We start from the raw sequence: 17,709 nt of genomic DNA on the forward strand, positions 1-17,709 counted from the left end.
CAGGCCGGATAAGATGCGCCAGCATCGCATCCGGCATCAGGTATGACATCCGAAATCCGGCGCTTATCTGGCCTTGCTCGCCATAATCTCGATAATCTGCCGATCCGTTTGCTGCATCGAATGGCTTGCCAGCGCACACAGATTGGCAATCGACTGCTCAACATCATGCGCCACAATGCCTTCATTGCCGGTCACGGCAGTATCATCCAGCGCCATTAACACCGCTTTCCATGCTGCCGAAGCACTGGTCGAAACCTTCATAGCACAACTGTTCGATGCGCCATCGCAAATCATACCGCTAACATCACCGATCATACTGCTGATCGCCATTGAGATCGTTTCATAACGCCCATCCACCAGCCATGCCATCCCGGCGGCGGCCCCCATTGCTGCCGTCGTTGCAGCACACAGCGCAGACAATCGCGGCAACTGGTTATGGATGTAAATCGCGCTCAAATGCGAAAGCATCAACGCGCGCGCCAGACGCTCATCATCAGCACCGAAGTGTTCCGCTACCACTACCACAGGCATTGTCGCGGTGATCCCCTGATTACCAGAACCCGAGTTACTCATCGCCGGAAGCGTTGCGCCGCCCATACGCGCATCAGATGCCGCGCTGGTACGAATCACAATTGACGAAGAGAGATCTTTCGCCAGCAAACCGCGTGCACACTGTTTTTCCAGCGTCGCGCCAATATGCAACCCCCAGTTACCGCTTAAACCTTCCTGCGATAATGCGCAATTTAACTTCGCAGAATCGAGAATAAAGCGAATCGCCTCAAACGGCACTTCATTGACGAACTTCAGGATCTCTGCCAGCGTCGTATTAGACAGCACCGCCAGCGGCGACTCTTGCTCGCCCTCGGCCACACACGCCTGTTGAGTAAACACCACGCCATTGTGCGTCTCAATATGCACAATGTTGGTATGTCCGCCGACGATGGTGACACAAGCCCACTTCTCACCACTCCAGACTTTGGCGCGAGAGAAGAGGATTTCATCGCAAGGCTCCTGGATCTTAACCGACACTTTTCCCGCCGCCAGCAACGCTTTGGCATCGGCAATCGCCTGTGCTGTCGCATCTTTCAGCACTTCCAGCCCAGCTTTGGCATTTCCGCCTAACGCTCCCAGCGCCGCTGCAATCGGCAGCCCCACCATTCCCGTACCGGGAACGGTGACCCCCAGACCGTTCTTCATCAGATTTGGCGAAACCCAGGCTTCTACACGTTCAACCGGACCTTCCAGTTCTGCCGCAGCAACCGCCGCTGCCAGCGCCAGTGAAATAGGTTCAGTACATCCCAGCGCCGGTTTTACCTCCTCCTGTACTGCGAGGATGTAACGCTGCCATAACGGATTTAAAGTCGAATTAAACATAATAAAAACCTTAAAATTTCAGGTAAATCAAGAAAATGCCAGGAACGGTGAAACACAGAGCAACAAACCGGTGACGATAATCAGGTACAGAGAGGCACCTTTGTATTTGTGCAATGCCGGTACTTTGTAAACCAGCCACGCCGGGATCAGGCACCCCACCATGCCGAAAATCGGGCTACAGATAGAGGTGAAGCTCAACACCGGCGCGTTCAGTACGATGGCGCTCCAGGCCAGTAAAATAGCGAAAATCATGATGCCGCGCTGGACGAGATTTTCGTTAATCTTCTCGGCTGGTATCTTGCGGCGCAGGATGTTCATTACTATCCCTTGCGTGGCTTCGCGAAAGCCTAAATAGACGCCAAAGAACGCGGTCATTACGGCAAAGATATTGAGAATGACGCTGACCACTTTTACCCACGCTGCGCCATCACCGCTAATAAACTGCGCGGCAATCGCCAGGGCAGAAATATTCTGCTCATAGGCTTTTACCGCTTCGTCATGTCCCATCGCCAGGGTGAACGACACGGCATAGAAAAAGACAGTGACGAACAAAATGCCAAATGCAATGTTCATTGCCCGTAGCGCTTTATGTCGCGCCACTTCAATCGATTTTTCCCGCGAGCGATAGGAAATCACCATCGGGCTTAAAGTCTGAATAAACAGGATTGAGGTCAGAGTAAACGGCAGCGTAATAATCGCGTTTTTCACCAGCAGCCCCAGCGGCGGCAGCGAACCCACGTTATACAGATGCCACATTCCGACCATCGACACGCCTAATGCCGCGACTACCAACAGTTTGGTCAGCACCATGCCGGTTGAAATTTTGAATAACAGTTTCTCGCCGCGTGAGGAGATCGCCACCAGAATACAAATCAGTACCAGTCCATAAAACGGATTGTCTGACAGCACGCTTTCGGTCACGCCAAAAGTATGCAGATAGGAGGCACTATCGTTGGTGATGGCGGTGGAATAGACGAACATCCAGATCACCAGCATCACGAAATAAAGTGCACCTAACAGGATGCCCCAGTTTTTGCCTAAATAGCCACTGATGACGCTCGGATAATCTTTACACTCCGGCGATTCGGCCAGCGTATTAATAAACAACCGCTGAAACAGATACATTGCCGGGTAACCAATCACTGATGAGAGCAAAAATACCCACAATCCCATCAAACCGACCTGCACCGGGAGAAAAACAATCCCCGCGCCAATCGCCATCCCAATACTCATAATCACCCAACCGGTGTCGGTACTGTCGAATTTGATTGCTTCACGCCACTCACTTTCGCTCATTCCGGCACGACCCGCCGGGGTCGAAGCGTCTGCAATAACGCCTTTATTCGATGCAATTTCCATAATTTCTCGCTCAATATTTTGTAGGGCTTATTATTTTTTTCCGAGCCGCATCAAGGCGATATGCGGTCTACGTTTTTTGCAGGCGAGTTATTAGAATAAAGAAATGATACGCGTGAGGTCAGAGAAAATCTTCACAATCAAGACTTTGAAATAACGGTGATGGATAATAATTTTCTACCAAATCGATAAATAGGAAATGGTTATTCTCTATTTGCGGCAGATCACAATAAAAAAGGGTGCACATTTTGTGCATCCAAGGATGAAAGCTGACAACAATGTCAGCCGCAGACCACTTTAATAGCCAGTCCTCCGCGTGAAGTTTCGCGGTATTTATCGTTCATATCTTTGCCAGTCTCATACATCGTCTCGATCACTTTATCGAGCGAAACACGTGGTGCAGAGGTACGCTGCATCGCCATCCGCGCTGCGTTCACCGCTTTCACGGCATTAATCGCATTCCGCTCAATACACGGAATTTGCACCTGCCCGGCTACCGGATCGCAGGTCAGCCCAAGGTTATGCTCCATGGCGATTTCCGCCGCATTACACACCTGAGCCGGGCTACCGCCCAGCAGTTCGGTTAGCCCTGCCGCTGCCATCGAACAGGCCACGCCAATTTCCCCCTGACACCCCACTTCCGCACCGGAAATGGAGGCATTCATTTTATATAGCGCGCCGATAGCACCAGCCGCCAGCAGAAAACGAGCGATAGAGCGCTCATTGAGCGGACGGCGGAATTTATCGTAATAGGCCAGCACCGCCGGAATAATACCGCAAGCGCCGTTAGTGGGTGCCGTCACTACACGTCCACCAGCGGCGTTTTCTTCACTGACCGCCAGAGCAAACATATTGATCCAGTCGATCACATTCATTGGATCGTTAGAGATATTGTCACTAGAAAGCAGCAAGCGGCGCAGCGCCACCGACCGGCGTGGGACATTGAGCGGGCCAGGCAATACGCCTTCGGTGTTCATGCCGCGTTCAATACCGTCAGACATCACCTGCCAGATACGCGCAAAACCAGCGTCAATTTCCGCTTTGCTGCGCAACGCCAGTTCGTTTTGCATCATCAGACCAGAAATAGACAGCCCATTGTAATCACACATTTTCAGCAGTTCGCCTGCCGAATGGAAGTCATAAGGTACTGGCATTTCGACATCATGCGTCAGGCCGAAGTGTTCGTCTTCAACAATAAAACCGCCGCCGACAGAATAATAGGTTTTGCTTAAGAGTTCTTTCTGCCCTTTCCAGGCAGTAATCCGCATTCCGTTCTCATGACGCGGCAACATTTCCGGATGAAAAATAATGTTTTTTGCTACAGGAAAATCAACCACATGTGCGCCTGCCGCCACCGGGAGTCGACTACTGCGCGTCACAAGTTCAATAAATGCAGGGATCTCATCAATAACAACATCCTGCGGACTGTTCCCTGCCAGTCCCATGATGATAGCGATATCCGTGGCATGGCCTTTGCCCGTCAGTGACAACGACCCGTAAAGATCGACCACAATGTGGCTCGTTGCGGTTAATAAACCACTACTTACCAGCCGATCGATAAAACTTTTTCCAGCATTCATTGGCCCCACGGTATGCGAACTGGAGGGACCAATACCAATTTTGAAAATATCGAATGCACTAATCATAACCACACTCTCGGATTGCCACTCTGTGAAGAGGAGTGGGACGACTCTGCGGCCGCCCCACTCCGGGCTTTACACGCTACGTACTGCGATAGCTTCGATTTCCAGCTTCACATCTTTCGGCAAACGCGCGACCTGCACGCAGCTACGGGTCGGGTAGGTCGCCTGATGCTCATCAAAGAACTGCTTATAGACTTCATTGATGGTGGCGAAGTCGTTCAGATCGGTGATAAATACCGTCATCTTGACGATATCGCCCACGGACAAACCGGCAGCGACAACAATCTCTTTGACGTTTTGCAGGCTTAAACGTGCCTGATCTTTCACATCAGCCGGGATCTCGCCGCTCTGCGGGCAAACCGGAATTTGCCCGGAAGTGAAGACCATGCTGCCTAAATCCACACCCTGAACATAAGGGCCGATTGCACCCGGGGCACGTTGCGTTTCGATAATTTTTTTCATACATCCTCCGGCGTCAGAGCGCCTGGGTAAAGGTACGTGAAATCACATCCTGTTGCTGTTCACGGGTCAGCGCGTTGAAGCGCACAGCGTAGCCAGAGACACGGATTGTCAGGTTAGGGTATTTTTCCGGGTGCTCGATGGCATCCAACAACATTTCCCGGTTCATAACGTTGACGTTGAGATGTTGACCGCCTTCGATATCCGCTTCGTGGTGGAAATAGCCATCCAGCAGACCGACAAGGTTGGTTTTGCGTACCGGATCTTCTTTGCCCAACGCCGCAGGGACAATTGAGAAGGTGTACGAAATACCGTCTTTGGCGTAGGTGAACGGCAGTTTCGCCACAGAGGTCAGTGAAGCCACGGCCCCTTTGCGGTCACGACCGTGCATCGGGTTAGCGCCAGGGGCAAACGGAGTACCCGCACGACGACCGTCCGGCGTGTTACCTGTCTTCTGTCCGTACACGACGTTTGAGGTGATCGTCAGAATCGACTGGGTCGGCACGGCGTTACGATAGGTTGGTAGCGCTTTAATTTTCTTCATAAAGCGTTCAACCAGGTCGCAGGCAATACTGTCTACGCGCTCGTCGTTGTTGCCGTACTGCGGATATTCACCGTCAATTTCGAAGTCCACCGCCAGACCGTTTTCGTCACGAATCGGTTTCACGCGAGCATATTTAATTGCGGACAAGGAGTCCGTCGCCACCGACAAGCCAGCAATCCCGCATGCCATCGTGCGATAAACATCACGATCGTGCAGTGCCATCAGCGAGGCTTCGTAGCTGTACTTGTCATGCATGTAGTGGATGAGGTTCAGCGCGCTGATGTACTGCACCGCCAGCCAGTCCATGAAGTGGTCGAGGTTATCCATCACTTTGTCGTAGTCCAGCACGTCGTCCATCAGCGGAGCCATTTTCGGGCCCACCTGAATCTTCAGCTTCTCGTCCATCCCGCCGTTGATTGCATACAGCAATGTTTTCGCCAGGTTAGCGCGTGCGCCGAAGAACTGCATCTGCTTACCAATCACCATTGGGCTGACGCAGCAGGCAATCGCGTAATCATCGCTGTTGAAGTCAGTGCGCATCAGATCGTCGTTTTCATACTGCAAGGAAGAGGTGACGATAGACACTTGCGCCGCATATTTTTTGAAGGCAATCGGCAGCGCTTCCGACCACAGAATAGTCAGGTTAGGTTCCGGTGCTGGCCCCATAGTGTGCAGGGTATGCAGATAACGGAAGGAGTTTTTGGTCACCAGTGTGCGACCATCCAGCCCCATCCCGCCGATCACTTCCGTAGCCCAGATTGGATCGCCGGAGAACAGCGAATCAAATTCTGGTGTACGCAAGAAGCGCACCATGCGGATCTTCATAATGAAGTGGTCGATCAGTTCCTGCGCCTGCTGCTCATTGAGCACACCGGCTTTAAAGTCGCGTTCAATGTAGATATCGAGGAACGACGCGGTACGACCAAGAGACATCGCACCACCGTTTTGCGATTTCACCGCCGCCAGGTAGGCGAAATAGAGCCATTGCACCGCTTCCTGCGCATTTTGCGCCGGACGGGAAATGTCAAAGCCATATTTCGCTGCCATTTCCTGAATCTGTAACAGCGCACGACGATGTTCTGCCAGTTCTTCACGCAGACGGATAGTGGCTTCCAGATCTTCGCCTTTTTCCAGACGAGACTGAAGATCGGCAAATTGCAGTTCGCGTTCACGCACCAGATAGCTGATGCCGTACAACGCCACGCGGCGATAGTCTCCGATAATACGTCCGCGACCATAACCGTCCGGCAAACCGGTCAGTACCCCAGATTTACGGCAGCGCAGCATATCCGGTGAATAAACATCAAATACACCCTGGTTATGGGTTTTACGCAGATCGGTAAAGATGTACTCAAATTCGCTGTCCATTTCACGGCCATACGCGTGGAATGAACTTTTAATCATATTAATGCCACCGAACGGATGCAGCGCGCGTTTTAACGGCGCATCCGTTTGCAGACCCACTATTTTTTCCAGCGGCTGATCAATATATCCCGCATCATGAGCGGTAATGGTGGTGGCAATATTGGTATCGAAATCTAACGGCGCGTGAGTCGCGTTTTCGATACGAATGCCCTCCATTACTTTTTCCCACAACGCCGTGGTTGCAGGCGTTGCTTCGGCAAGGAAAGATTCATCCCCTTCATAAGGTGTATAGTTGTGTTGAATAAAATCGCGGACATTAATTTCGTTTTTCCAGTCCGTACCTTTAAAGCCAAGCCATGCGTCGGCGTACAGCTTATCGCTGGTATCGATATCTACCTTCATGAAAAATAATCTCTCTACAATACTTCAACTAAATTATGCAAATTCTGCGGGGGCGTTTACTTTGCCTAAATGAATCGCATCTAAGGCAATCATTTTTTCTTCGTTGGTCGGAATAACGGCGCAAATTACGCTCGCATTTTCACTGGAAATAATTCGTTCACCGTAAGAGTTAGATCGATTATTCATTTCTGTATCAATCTCTACTCCTAATACAGCTAAATGTTCCATAACCAAACGACGAATTAAACTTGAGTTCTCCCCTATTCCACCGGTGAATATAATTCCATCCAGGCGATGTAATGAGGCAGCGTGTCCGGCAATATGGCGGGCAATTCGGTGAACAAAGGTTTTAATTGCCAGTTGTGCACGCTCATGGCCTTCATGCCAGGCTTTTTCCAGTACGCGCAAGTCGGAAGAAAGACCGGAAATACCTAATAATCCCGACTCTTTATTTACCACGCGTTCCAGGTCGCCCAGGCTCTGGTTGGTTTGACTCGCCACCCAGGACATCGCACCGAAGTCAACATCACCACTGCGCGTGCCCATCATCAACCCTTCCAGCGGCGTCATTCCCATTGAGGTATCCACGCTCTGACCATTGCGAACTGCACAGATAGATGCACCATTGCCAAGATGCGCGACCACCAGACCGGAGTCATCTTCCGCCAGATCCAGCAGCGAATAGGCGCGCTGAGAAACGTAGCGGTGCGAGGTTCCGTGGAAGCCATAACGACGCACGCCAAGCTCTTCGTAATATTTCCACGGCAGGCCATATAAATAAGCCTCTGGAGCCATTGTCTGATGGAAGCTGGTATCAAATACCGCCACCTGAGTTACACCTGGAAATAATTGCTGTGCCGATTCAATACCACTTAAATTGGCGTAATTATGCAGCGGCGCAAGCGGGGAAACACGGCGGATATTATCAATGACCTCATCGGTAATAATGGCGGACTCGGTAAAAATACTGCCGCCGTGGGCGATACGGTGGCCAATTAAGGCCACTCTGTCATTTAAATTCCGTTTTTCCAGTTCAAATGCAATTGCCTTCAATGCACCTTCGTAGCTGTGGTGAGCCAGCGGTGCTGGCTCTCCTCCATTTACGGATAAGAATGCATTTTCCGAGTTAATACCATCGGCAATACCTGACATTAATACTTCACAGTCTGAGGTATCCAGCACAGAAAACTTAATTGAAGACGAACCACAGTTAATAACTAAAACAACCGGATATTCATTCATCTCTTTTCTCATCCTGAGTTACAGATTAAAACAGTTTGTATACGATGTTCAGGATGGTCAGCAGACCAATCACGGTGACAAACACGTTATCCAGACGACCACGGTATTTCGCCAGAGACGGCGCTTTACGAATGGCGTACATCGGCAACAGGCACAGCAGTGAGGCAATAATCGGCGCACCCATCGCTTCAATCAGGTCCAGAATGTTCGGGTTGGCGTAGGCGACAACCCAGGTAGAGCCCATGATGAAGATCATGCTGATAGTATTCAGTTTACCCAGCGACACTTTGGTTTTGTCACCTTTATAACCGAACTTCAGAATCAGACCGTTCAGACCTTCCAGCGTCCCCAAATAGTGACCGAAGAAAGATTTGAAGATAGCCACCAGTGCGATGATGGAAGCCGCATATTCCAGCGTAATAGCGAACGTCGTTTTGGTGCCGGTCATGGACGCAAAGTGGTTAGCCAGATAAGAAAGTACCGGAATATTCTGCGCTTTCGCTTCCGCCATATTCGCCGGAGAAAGTGTAAACAGGCAGCTAAAGGCGAAGAACATCACTACCGCAACCATCAACATGCTGGCGCGAGAGATAATTTGTGAACATTTACGCTCGGTGAAGTCGCGTCCAAAATCTTTCTCATACTCTTCACGTTTAGAAACCACGAAGGAAGAGACGATTGGCGAGAAGTTAAAGGAGAAGACCATAATGGAAATCCCCAACCAGACGGTGATCAGAATGCCATCATGACCCGTTAACGACAGCGCACCGAGATCAACTTGATCGATAACCGCAGAGTTCCAGTAAGGGATCAGCGACAGAGAAATCAGCACCAGGCTGGCGATAAACGGCCATACCAGGTAGCTCATTACTTTAACCATCAGATCCTTACCAAACCAGATGACGAAGGCCATCAACAGCAGCAGGAACAGCGCCACAAAGCCGCGATTCAGTGGCGCAAAGCCGAGCTGGTTTTCCCAGAAAGTCATAAAGGTGTTGGTAATGGTAACGCCATAAATCCACAGCAGTGGGCAAATCGCGAAGAAATACAGGAACGTAATGACCACGCCGCCGGTTTTACCAAAATGCTCTTCCACCGTTTCCGTAATGTTGCCGGAAGGGTTAGAGCCGGAAAGGCACAGACGCGCCAGCGCCCGGTGACAATAAAACGCGATTGGGTATGCCAATACCAACATCAGCAGAATCGGAATTAGTCCGCCAAAACCTGCGCGGATAGGGAAGAACAGCACCCCGGCGCCGATTGCCGTGCCAAACAAACCTAACGTCCATGTGGTATCTGATTTACGCCATGACGATTGTTTTGTCTGGCTGGATACAATGCTATCTGAAGTACTCATATCCTATCCTCAACGAATTAATTAAGCGCCAACGAAACCGGTGATTTGAGAGACGCGGGAAAGATCGATATTACCGCCGGAAATAATACTGACGGTTTTTCTGTTTTGAATATATTGGTCTAATTTACCGCTTAATAATGCAGCACATGCCAGAGCGCCCGCGCCTTCGGTGACGACTTTATTGCGCTGAATTAAGGCAATCATACTGTTTCTGATTTCGTCTTCGCTAACCAGCACGATATCATCGACTAATTCACGAACGATTTCGTAAGTTAAATTACCCGGGCGAGCGACATCACAACCATCCGCCAGGGTGCCGGTAGTTCGGTGCGTGGTTATTTCTCCCGAGTGGAAAGAAGCCGCCATACCGTGAACGTTTTCTGACTGCACACCAATAACACGGATAGTTGGGTTAATAGATTTAATCGCCACTGCAATACCGGCAATTAAACCACCACCGCCAATTGGTACAATTACGTTATCGACATCATAGAGATCTTCCATAATTTCCAGACCAATCGTTCCCTGACCGGCAATGACTTTCGGATCATCATAAGGGGGAATAAAGATGCGACCTTCCGTTTCGACAATTTCACTTACTTTGGCGATGGTATCGTTGAAGTTATCGCCATGCAGTACGACTTCAGCGGAGTAGTCACACGTTGCCGCAACTTTGGATTTTGGCGCGCCTTTCGGCATCACGACTTTACCATCAATCCCCAGCATCGCACAGGAAAGCGAAACCCCTTGTGCATGGTTGCCCGCCGAACAGGCCACTACCCCCTTGCGTTTCTCGGCATCGGTTAAGGAGCTTAATTTATTAAATGCACCTCGAATTTTAAATGAACCAGTACGCTGCATGTTTTCAAACTTCAGGAATATTTCACCTTTGCAACGTTCACTAAAGTAGTTAGAGCGAGGCATGCCTGTTTTATAAATTCGCCCAGCCAGACGTTGTTTTGCTTCAATAATGTCATCAATAGCAACCGGCAGATCGTATGTAATATGCATTATAAAACCTCTTCGCCTGAATTAAATTTGTAGGTAACCGTAACCAACACCTGTAAAAATACAGGTGGATTATTCATGTTTAAATAAAAAACAAATAACTAACCAACTTCTATTAATTGCCTTCGTCGACACCCATTATAAGATGAATACTCTTTAGCTAATTCCACCAAAACTGATGCTGCTTTTTTGATACGATAATTTTTTGACCATACTGCGGCATATCGTGCCACCGGCAACGTTTCCTCAACCGGAATAGTAATAAATTGATTAGAACCAAAAGGTGAAGTCATATCGCAGGGAATAACGGTTAAGAAATCAGCATTGAGAACAAGATTATAAATGGTGACGACCGAGTCGGTTTTAACGATGTTTTCAATACTGATGCCATTTCTTTGTAGCGTGGTGAGTAGCTCGCTGTAGTATCCCATATTCGTTTGTGGCAACACCCACTGTTCGTTCTTCAAAGACTCCAGCGTGGTGGTGCCGGTGCATGTTCGGGACTTACCGGCAACCAGCACGAATTCTGATTCGAACAGCGGCTCAACATGCAAATCCTGAAGCTTCATTTCTGCACTTAACGTACCTATCGCAAAATCCAGGCGCCCATCGCGGATAGCCGGTAAGAACGAAGACAGTTGCGCTTCATACATTGAGACCTGCGCTTTCGGGAACACCTCTTTGAATTTGTTGATCATCCCGGACATAAAGGTAAAGCCAATCAGCGATGGAAAACCAAATGAGACTTCCACTACAGCCTCAGTGGACATACCGCTAATCTCATTAACCATATTTTTCATTTCGCGGGTAATGGATTCGGAACGAGAGAGCAACAATTGACCAGCAGGTGTCAGCGTTACGCCGGTATTTTTCCGAACGACTAATTCAACGCCAAAATAATCTTCAATATCGTTAATGATTTTACTTACCGCTGGTTGAGTTAACCCTAATTCTTTTGCAGCCGATCCAATAGAGCCACTTCTGATGACTTCCTGAAAGACTACCAGGTGTTGCGTTTTAGGAAGAAGAATAGTGCTCATAACAACCTGCGTTAATTACCTCATTGACGGAATGAATTGTATCAAAATGGAATGAACAGGATATGTGCGACCACTCACAAATTAACTTTCAATAGTTTTCCAGGTAAATCCTTAAAGCGATATATCCATTTAGTATCAATGAGTTAGACAATAAAAATCAACACAAAGCCTGACTTTTATCAAAAAAATAAGGGGGGATAACCATATTTTATGGCGATAACAACACGCTTGATTTTTCTTATTAGAAAATGCGCTTAGACGATATTTCAATCAATTACCGTGTATTTCGCAGACGAATTTTAAGTTAAATTTAATGAGCAAGTTATCAAATTTTATTATAAATAAATCGTTTTCATAGATAAATAATGCGGCACATCACATTTTTTTGCGCCATTTGTTGAAGATGAAACATTGATCATAGCAAAGACTTAAAACCCAATAAACATATATTAAACAAATAAAACAATTGATTAACGTCACTTTTCCTCTCAATGGCAGGACGTCATTTTGTGAACGCAATCGTTTCCCATGATTTATTCTTGTTTTACGGTTACCGAATAGCATTTTGTGTTGAGGATCACAAAACTAATAATTGCTATTCGAAGTAAGTTATCAGCATAGACCACAGGATGGCTAAAAAGAGTGTTTATATTAAACCAACAGGCCGCGTTCTTTTGGGTATAGCGTCGTGGACAGTCATTCATCTTCCCGCCCTCCCAAAAAAGCAAAAACCCGCCAGCTTGCACTGACGGGCTTTGTTAAATCAGGTGAAACTGACCGATAAGCCGCGTTCTTTTGGGTATAGCGTCGTGGACAGTCATTCATCTTCCTGCCCGCCCCAAAAAGCAAAAACCCGCCAGCTTGCACTGACGGGCTTTGTTAAATCAGGTGAAACTGACCGATAAGCCGCGTTCTTTTGGGTATAGCGTCGTGGACAGTCATTCATCTTCCTGCCCGCCCCAAAAAGCAAAAACCCGCCAGCTTGCACTGACGGGCTTTGTTAAATCAGGTGAAACTGACCGATAAGCCGGGTTCTGTCGTGGACAGTCATTCATCTAGGCCAGCAATCGCTCACTGGCTCAAGCAGCCTACCCGGGTTCAGTACGGGCCGTACCTTATGAACCCCTATTTGGCCTTGCTCCGGGTGGAGTTTACCGTGCCACGGACTGTTACCAGCCGCGCGGTGCGCTCTTACCGCACCCTTTCACCCTTACCTGATCCCACTTGCGTGGGCCATCGGCGGTTTGCTCTCTGTTGCACTGGTCGTGGGTTTCCCCCCCAGGCGTTACCTGGCACCCTGCCCTATGGAGCCCGGACTTTCCTCCCCTCCGCCCGTCTCCCCCGAAGAGGACGACGACGAAGCGGCGACTGTCTGGTCAGCTTCGGCGCGAAGTATAGAGGGTTTGCACGCCCTTGTCACCCCGCACTGCGCATTCCAATCGCCAGTGTGGCGGCGATATTGCGTGAAGCGCGGTAAATATTGTCATAAGCCCCGCTGAAAGCTTCATCCAGGGTAACAATGCTGTTCAACACGCTGAATACGGCATCGATGCCGTGCTGATGCACAACGCCGACATCCTTCGTCAGACTCCCTGCAATACCAATTACCGGTTTATGATATTTCTTCGCGACATTCGCTACGCCAATCGGTACTTTGCCGTGGATACTCTGGCTATCAATGCGCCCTTCTCCGGTGATCACCAACGTACAATCGTGAATATGTTCTTCCAGATTCAACGCCGTAGTCACAATCTCAATGCCGCTCTTTAGCTCTGCACCAAGAAACGCCATTAGCGCCGCCCCCATACCGCCCGCAGCACCAGATCCGGGGACGTCTTTCACATCAACATACAGCGATTTTTTGATGACATCAGCATAGTGAGAGAGATTCTTGTCCAGCTCAACAATCGTGGCTTCATTAGCCCCTTTCTGCGGGCCAAAGATACGTGACGCGCCGCTGTCGCCCACCAGCGGATTGGTGACATCGCAGGCGACGCGAATCGTACAATCCTTTAAGCGTGGATCAAGGCCAGAGATATCAATGGTATTCAGGGTATTGAGGCTGCCGCCACCAAAGCCGATTTCATTACCACTGGCATCGCTTAACTTCGCTCCCAGCGCCTGCACCATTCCCGCGCCGCCATCATTGGTAGCACTGCCGCCAATGCCGATAATAATAGTGGTTGCGCCGCTCTCCAGCGCCTGCAAGATTAACTCACCCGTACCACGAGAAGTGGTCACCAACGGATCACGCTTTTCCGCTGGAACCAACGCCAGCCCACTGGCCGCCGCCATTTCAATAAACGCGGTTTTACCGTCGCCAGAGATCCCCCAACAGGCATTCACCTTCTCACCCAGCGGCCCCGTAACCCAGGCTTGACGTTCGGTCCCCTGAGTGGCAGCAATCATCGCTTCCACCGTTCCTTCACCGCCATCAGCAACGGGAACAGAAACATAGTGTGCATCAGGAAAAATTTCCCGAAATCCCTTTTCTATCGCCTGCGCAACCTCGCTGGCAGATAAACTTTCTTTGTAAGAGTCTGGGGCGATTACGATTTTCATATCTTTGCCTGTTACCACATGACGCCGGAGGGCGTTTCTCTTATTCGGCCTGGCTCCCAGCCCGGATTGCACCACGCCATCCGGGCACGAAGTCACTCGCGAGTGACTTCGACTTTCGCCAGTTTTTCGTAGTAGCACGCCAGAGCGCTGTGGTCTGCTGTTCCCAGCCCATCGGCACGCAGCGCCTGCATCATCTCCATGACCACTGCGGTCAGCGGCAATTGCGCACCAACGTCATGGGAGGTATCCAGCGCATTTGCCAGATCCTTAATATGCAGATCGATACGGAAGCCCGGCTTGAAATTCCTGTTCATCACCATCGGCGCTTTTGCATCGAGTACAGTACTTCCCGCCAGCCCACCACGAATCGCCTGATAAACCAGATCAGGATTAACGCCCGCTTTGGTTGCCAGCGTTAACGCTTCTGACATCGCCGCAATATTCAGCGCTACAATGACCTGGTTTGCCAGTTTGGTGACGTTGCCTGCACCGATTTCTCCGGTATATACAACGGATCCCGCCATCGCTTTCATCAAGTCATAGTATTTGTCGAAAATAGCTTTGTCGCCACCCACCATCACTGACAGGGTGCCATCGATGGCTTTCGGTTCACCGCCGCTCACCGGGGCGTCCAGCATATCAATACCTTTCGCTTTCAGTGCTTCGCTGATTTCACGGCTTGCCAGCGGAGCGATTGAACTCATATCGATTAATACCGTCCCTGGTTTTGCACCTTCAATGATGCCATTTTCCCCCAGCGCCACTTCTTTCACGTGCGGAGAGTTTGGCAGCATGGTAATGATGACATCGCACTGTTCAGCGATGGCTTTAGCCGTAGACGCGGTTTCTGCGCCTGCGGTAATCACGTCAGCGATAGCTTCTGGATTACGGTCAGAAACCACCAGCGAGTAACCTGCTTTCAGAAGGTTTTTACTCATTGGTTTACCCATAATACCCAGGCCAATAAAACCAACTTTCATAGTCATATCAATCATCTCTCTTGTTGCGGTGGTCGTTATTTTTTAAAGGCATCTGCCAGTTTCTGCGTGGCGGAGCGGAAAATACCGAGGTCGCTGCCGACAGCGACAAATGTGGCACCCCATTCCAGATAACGGCGTGCATCGGCTTCAACTGGCGCGAGGATGCCACTGGGTTTACCGTAAGCGCTGGCGCGGTTGAAAATATGTTGAATCGCTTTTTGTACCTCCGGATGTGACGCATTGCCGAGATGACCTAATGCCGCCGCCAAATCGCTGGGGCCAACGAAAATGCCATCAACGCCTTCGGTCGCAGCGATGGCATCAACGTTATCGACGCCCTGCTGGCTTTCGATTTGCGCCAGAATGGCGATGTTCTTATTCGACCGGGCGAAATAGTCCGGTACGGTGCCAAACATATTGGCGCGGTGAGAAACGGAGACGCCGCGAATACCTTCTGGTGGATAACGCGTTGATGCTACCGCCTGTACCGCGTCTTCTTCCGTTTCGACAAAGGGGATCAGGAAGTTGTAAAAACCGATATCTAACAGGCGCTTAATAATCACCGGTTCGTTGGTCGGCACCCGCACTACTGGCGCACTGGCGCTACCTTTCAACGCCATCAACTGCGGGATGAACGTGGAAATATCGTTTGGCGCATGTTCGCCATCCAGCACCAGCCAGTCAAAGCCAGCCAAACCAAGAACTTCAGTGCTGATCGGGTTAGAAAGTGCTGACCAGCAGCCAATCTGTACCTGTTTCGCAGCCAACGCGGCTTTGAACTTATTGGGGAAAATATCGTTATTCATCGCTTATACCTTTGCTTATTTCTGCAATTCCATACGTTTAATGTCACCAACCACGAAGAGGTAGCAGACCATTGCCATCAGCGCCGAACATCCCACAAATACCAGCGCCGCATTGAAGGAATGCAGTTCACTAACCAGATAACCAATCACCAGTGGAGTGACAATGGAGGCGACATTGCCAAAGACGTTAAAGACGCCGCCGCAGAGGCCAACAATCTCTTTCGGTGCGGTATCGGAAACCACCGGCCAGCCCAGTGCGCCAAATCCTTTGCCAAAGAAGGCTAACGCCATCAGCATGACCACCAGCGTGGTGTTGTTGGTGTAGTTACATAAGATGATGGTGGAAGCCAGCAACATTCCCAGCACAATTGGTAGCTTACGTGCCAGAGTCAGTGACAAACCGCGTTTGATCAGATAATCCGAGAAGACACCCCCAAGCACGCCGCCAGCAAATCCACACAATGCCGGAATCGACGCAACCAGGCCGACTTTCAGAATCGACATCCCCTTTTCCTGTACCAGATAAATCGGGAACCAGGTGAGGAAGAACCAGGTGATGGTGTTGATAAAATATTGCCCGAAAAATACCCCCAGCATCATGCGGTTAGAGAGCAATTGCTTGATGTAATGCAGCTTAGGACCGCTTGCTGTCGCACCGCCTGGCTTTTTGTGATCCATATCGACCACCGCACCATTTTCGGAGATAAACTTCAACTCTTCCGCAGACATGCGCGGATGGTCTGTCGGGTTATGAATCAACTTAATCCACAGCGCCGTTAGTACAAAACCAATCCCCCCCATAACGGTAAAGACGTGCTCCCAGCCCCAGGCGAAAGTCAGCCAGCCAAGCAGCGGCGAAAAGAGCGCCAGCGAGAAATATTGCGCCGAGTTAAAGATGGCGGAAGCTGTTCCACGCTCTTTAGTCGGGAACCAGGCGGCAACAATACGGGCGTTCGCCGGGAATGACGGCGCTTCCGAGAAGCCCAACATAAAGCGCATGAAGAACATGGAGATCCCTGCCCAGGCAATAGGGAACATATCGACAAAGCCTTGCAGGAAGGTAAACAGCGACCAGAAAAAGAGGCTGTAAGTGTAAACTTTCTTCGATCCAAACTTATCCAGCAGCCAGCCGCCAGGGATTTGCATTAGCCAGATAGGCCCAGCCAAAAGCGGAGAAAATGTACCCCATCGAAACCGTGCTTAATTGCAGTTCTTTTGCTACTTCAGTACCGGCAATCGACAGCGTTGCACGGTCGGCATAGTTAACGGCTGTCACAATAAAAATAATAAATAATATTAAATAGCGGGTATGCACGCTTTTCTTTTTTTCTTCAATGGTGTCCAGAATCATTTTTTTTACCTCGGGTACTTATGTTGATTTTTATTATTGGGAAGGTATTATTTATGAGTTCCATTCATATAGTTATGACAATGGCCTCGTGAATTAGTATAAGCAGCGGGGTAATAATAATCATTGTGCAAATGCGAACTTAAATAATGTAATTTAAATATTATTTTGAGCATATGCACATAACATTGCGCGCTAAAGCACAGATTTACGCTTTGCCTTG

General features: G+C 49.6%; 12 protein-coding genes, 1 other RNA gene and 1 pseudogene. All 14 read right to left on the bottom strand.

Features of this window, described 5'->3' with window-relative positions; all coding sequences use genetic code 11:
- Nucleotides 1-63: 63 nt before the first annotated feature.
- The 14 genes and pseudogenes from cyuA to garP all read right to left on the bottom strand — a co-directional run bounded on the left by cyuA (nt 64) and on the right by garP (nt 17,489).
- Nucleotides 64-1,374 (bottom strand): cysteine desulfidase, encoded by a 1,311-nt coding sequence (gene cyuA, locus A1SC_RS09165; protein WP_000483437.1) that lies wholly within the window; start codon nt 1,372-1,374, stop codon nt 64-66.
- Nucleotides 1,375-1,401: 27 nt separating this feature from the next.
- A complete protein-coding gene (locus tag A1SC_RS09160; protein WP_000401606.1) occupies nt 1,402-2,733 on the bottom strand; it encodes an SLC5/6 family protein in 1,332 nt (443 codons plus the stop codon).
- A 278-nt stretch (nt 2,734-3,011) separates the two neighbouring features.
- Nucleotides 3,012-4,376: an L-serine ammonia-lyase gene (gene tdcG, locus A1SC_RS09155; protein ID WP_000622150.1), complete on the bottom strand. Its 1,365-nt coding sequence runs from the start codon at nt 4,374-4,376 to the stop codon at nt 3,012-3,014.
- Between the two features lie 69 nt (nt 4,377-4,445).
- Nucleotides 4,446-4,835: an enamine/imine deaminase gene (locus tag A1SC_RS09150; RefSeq protein ID WP_000719985.1), complete on the bottom strand. Its 390-nt coding sequence runs from the start codon at nt 4,833-4,835 to the stop codon at nt 4,446-4,448.
- Between the two features lie 13 nt (nt 4,836-4,848).
- The gene (gene tdcE, locus A1SC_RS09145) at nt 4,849-7,143 is read right to left on the bottom strand and encodes a 2-ketobutyrate formate-lyase/pyruvate formate-lyase (RefSeq protein ID WP_001517141.1); all 2,295 of its coding nucleotides are present in this window, start codon (nt 7,141-7,143) and stop codon (nt 4,849-4,851) included.
- A 33-nt stretch (nt 7,144-7,176) separates the two neighbouring features.
- Nucleotides 7,177-8,385 (bottom strand): propionate kinase, encoded by a 1,209-nt coding sequence (gene tdcD / locus A1SC_RS09140; RefSeq protein WP_010379154.1) that lies wholly within the window; start codon nt 8,383-8,385, stop codon nt 7,177-7,179.
- A 25-nt stretch (nt 8,386-8,410) separates the two neighbouring features.
- A complete protein-coding gene (tdcC, locus tag A1SC_RS09135) occupies nt 8,411-9,742 on the bottom strand; it encodes a threonine/serine transporter TdcC (RefSeq protein WP_000107717.1) in 1,332 nt (443 codons plus the stop codon).
- Nucleotides 9,743-9,763: 21 nt separating this feature from the next.
- Complete coding sequence (gene tdcB, locus A1SC_RS09130) at nt 9,764-10,753, bottom strand: bifunctional threonine ammonia-lyase/L-serine ammonia-lyase TdcB (RefSeq protein WP_000548354.1); 990 nt, start codon at nt 10,751-10,753, stop codon at nt 9,764-9,766.
- A 98-nt stretch (nt 10,754-10,851) separates the two neighbouring features.
- Nucleotides 10,852-11,790 (bottom strand): transcriptional regulator TdcA, encoded by a 939-nt coding sequence (gene tdcA / locus A1SC_RS09125; protein WP_000104220.1) that lies wholly within the window; start codon nt 11,788-11,790, stop codon nt 10,852-10,854.
- A 1,007-nt stretch (nt 11,791-12,797) separates the two neighbouring features.
- Nucleotides 12,798-13,174: RNase P RNA component class A (gene rnpB, locus A1SC_RS22915), an RNA gene on the bottom strand.
- 32 nt (nt 13,175-13,206) lie between these two features.
- Nucleotides 13,207-14,352, bottom strand: coding sequence for a glycerate 2-kinase (gene garK / locus A1SC_RS09120; protein WP_016249234.1), 1,146 nt, complete (start codon nt 14,350-14,352; stop codon nt 13,207-13,209).
- A gap of 92 nt (nt 14,353-14,444) precedes the next feature.
- The gene (garR, locus tag A1SC_RS09115) at nt 14,445-15,338 is read right to left on the bottom strand and encodes a 2-hydroxy-3-oxopropionate reductase (protein WP_016262578.1); all 894 of its coding nucleotides are present in this window, start codon (nt 15,336-15,338) and stop codon (nt 14,445-14,447) included.
- A gap of 29 nt (nt 15,339-15,367) precedes the next feature.
- Complete coding sequence (gene garL / locus A1SC_RS09110; protein ID WP_001058055.1) at nt 15,368-16,138, bottom strand: 2-dehydro-3-deoxyglucarate aldolase; 771 nt, start codon at nt 16,136-16,138, stop codon at nt 15,368-15,370.
- A gap of 15 nt (nt 16,139-16,153) precedes the next feature.
- Nucleotides 16,154-17,489 (bottom strand): annotated as a pseudogene (gene garP / locus A1SC_RS09105) (galactarate/glucarate/glycerate transporter GarP).
- Nucleotides 17,490-17,709 lie beyond the last annotated feature (220 nt).

It is taken from the genome of Escherichia sp. KTE52 (assembly GCF_000408325.1).
GTDB classification, from domain to species: domain Bacteria; phylum Pseudomonadota; class Gammaproteobacteria; order Enterobacterales; family Enterobacteriaceae; genus Escherichia; species Escherichia marmotae.

Bases quoted from the DNA above. Each gene is read 5' to 3' on its own strand.
- cyuA (WP_000483437.1), bottom strand. From the start codon at position 1,374: ATGTTTAATTCGACTTTAAATCCGTTATGGCAGCGTTACATCCTCGCA.
- A1SC_RS09160 (WP_000401606.1), bottom strand. From the start codon at position 2,733: ATGGAAATTGCATCGAATAAAGGCGTTATTGCAGACGCTTCGACCCCG.
- tdcG (WP_000622150.1), bottom strand. From the start codon at position 4,376: ATGATTAGTGCATTCGATATTTTCAAAATTGGTATTGGTCCCTCCAGT.
- A1SC_RS09150 (WP_000719985.1), bottom strand. From the start codon at position 4,835: ATGAAAAAAATTATCGAAACGCAACGTGCCCCGGGTGCAATCGGCCCT.
- tdcE (WP_001517141.1), bottom strand. From the start codon at position 7,143: ATGAAGGTAGATATCGATACCAGCGATAAGCTGTACGCCGACGCATGG.
- tdcD (WP_010379154.1), bottom strand. From the start codon at position 8,385: ATGAATGAATATCCGGTTGTTTTAGTTATTAACTGTGGTTCGTCTTCA.
- tdcC (WP_000107717.1), bottom strand. From the start codon at position 9,742: ATGAGTACTTCAGATAGCATTGTATCCAGCCAGACAAAACAATCGTCA.
- tdcB (WP_000548354.1), bottom strand. From the start codon at position 10,753: ATGCATATTACATACGATCTGCCGGTTGCTATTGATGACATTATTGAA.
- tdcA (WP_000104220.1), bottom strand. From the start codon at position 11,790: ATGAGCACTATTCTTCTTCCTAAAACGCAACACCTGGTAGTCTTTCAG.
- garK (WP_016249234.1), bottom strand. From the start codon at position 14,352: ATGAAAATCGTAATCGCCCCAGACTCTTACAAAGAAAGTTTATCTGCC.
- garR (WP_016262578.1), bottom strand. From the start codon at position 15,338: ATGACTATGAAAGTTGGTTTTATTGGCCTGGGTATTATGGGTAAACCA.
- garL (WP_001058055.1), bottom strand. From the start codon at position 16,138: ATGAATAACGATATTTTCCCCAATAAGTTCAAAGCCGCGTTGGCTGCG.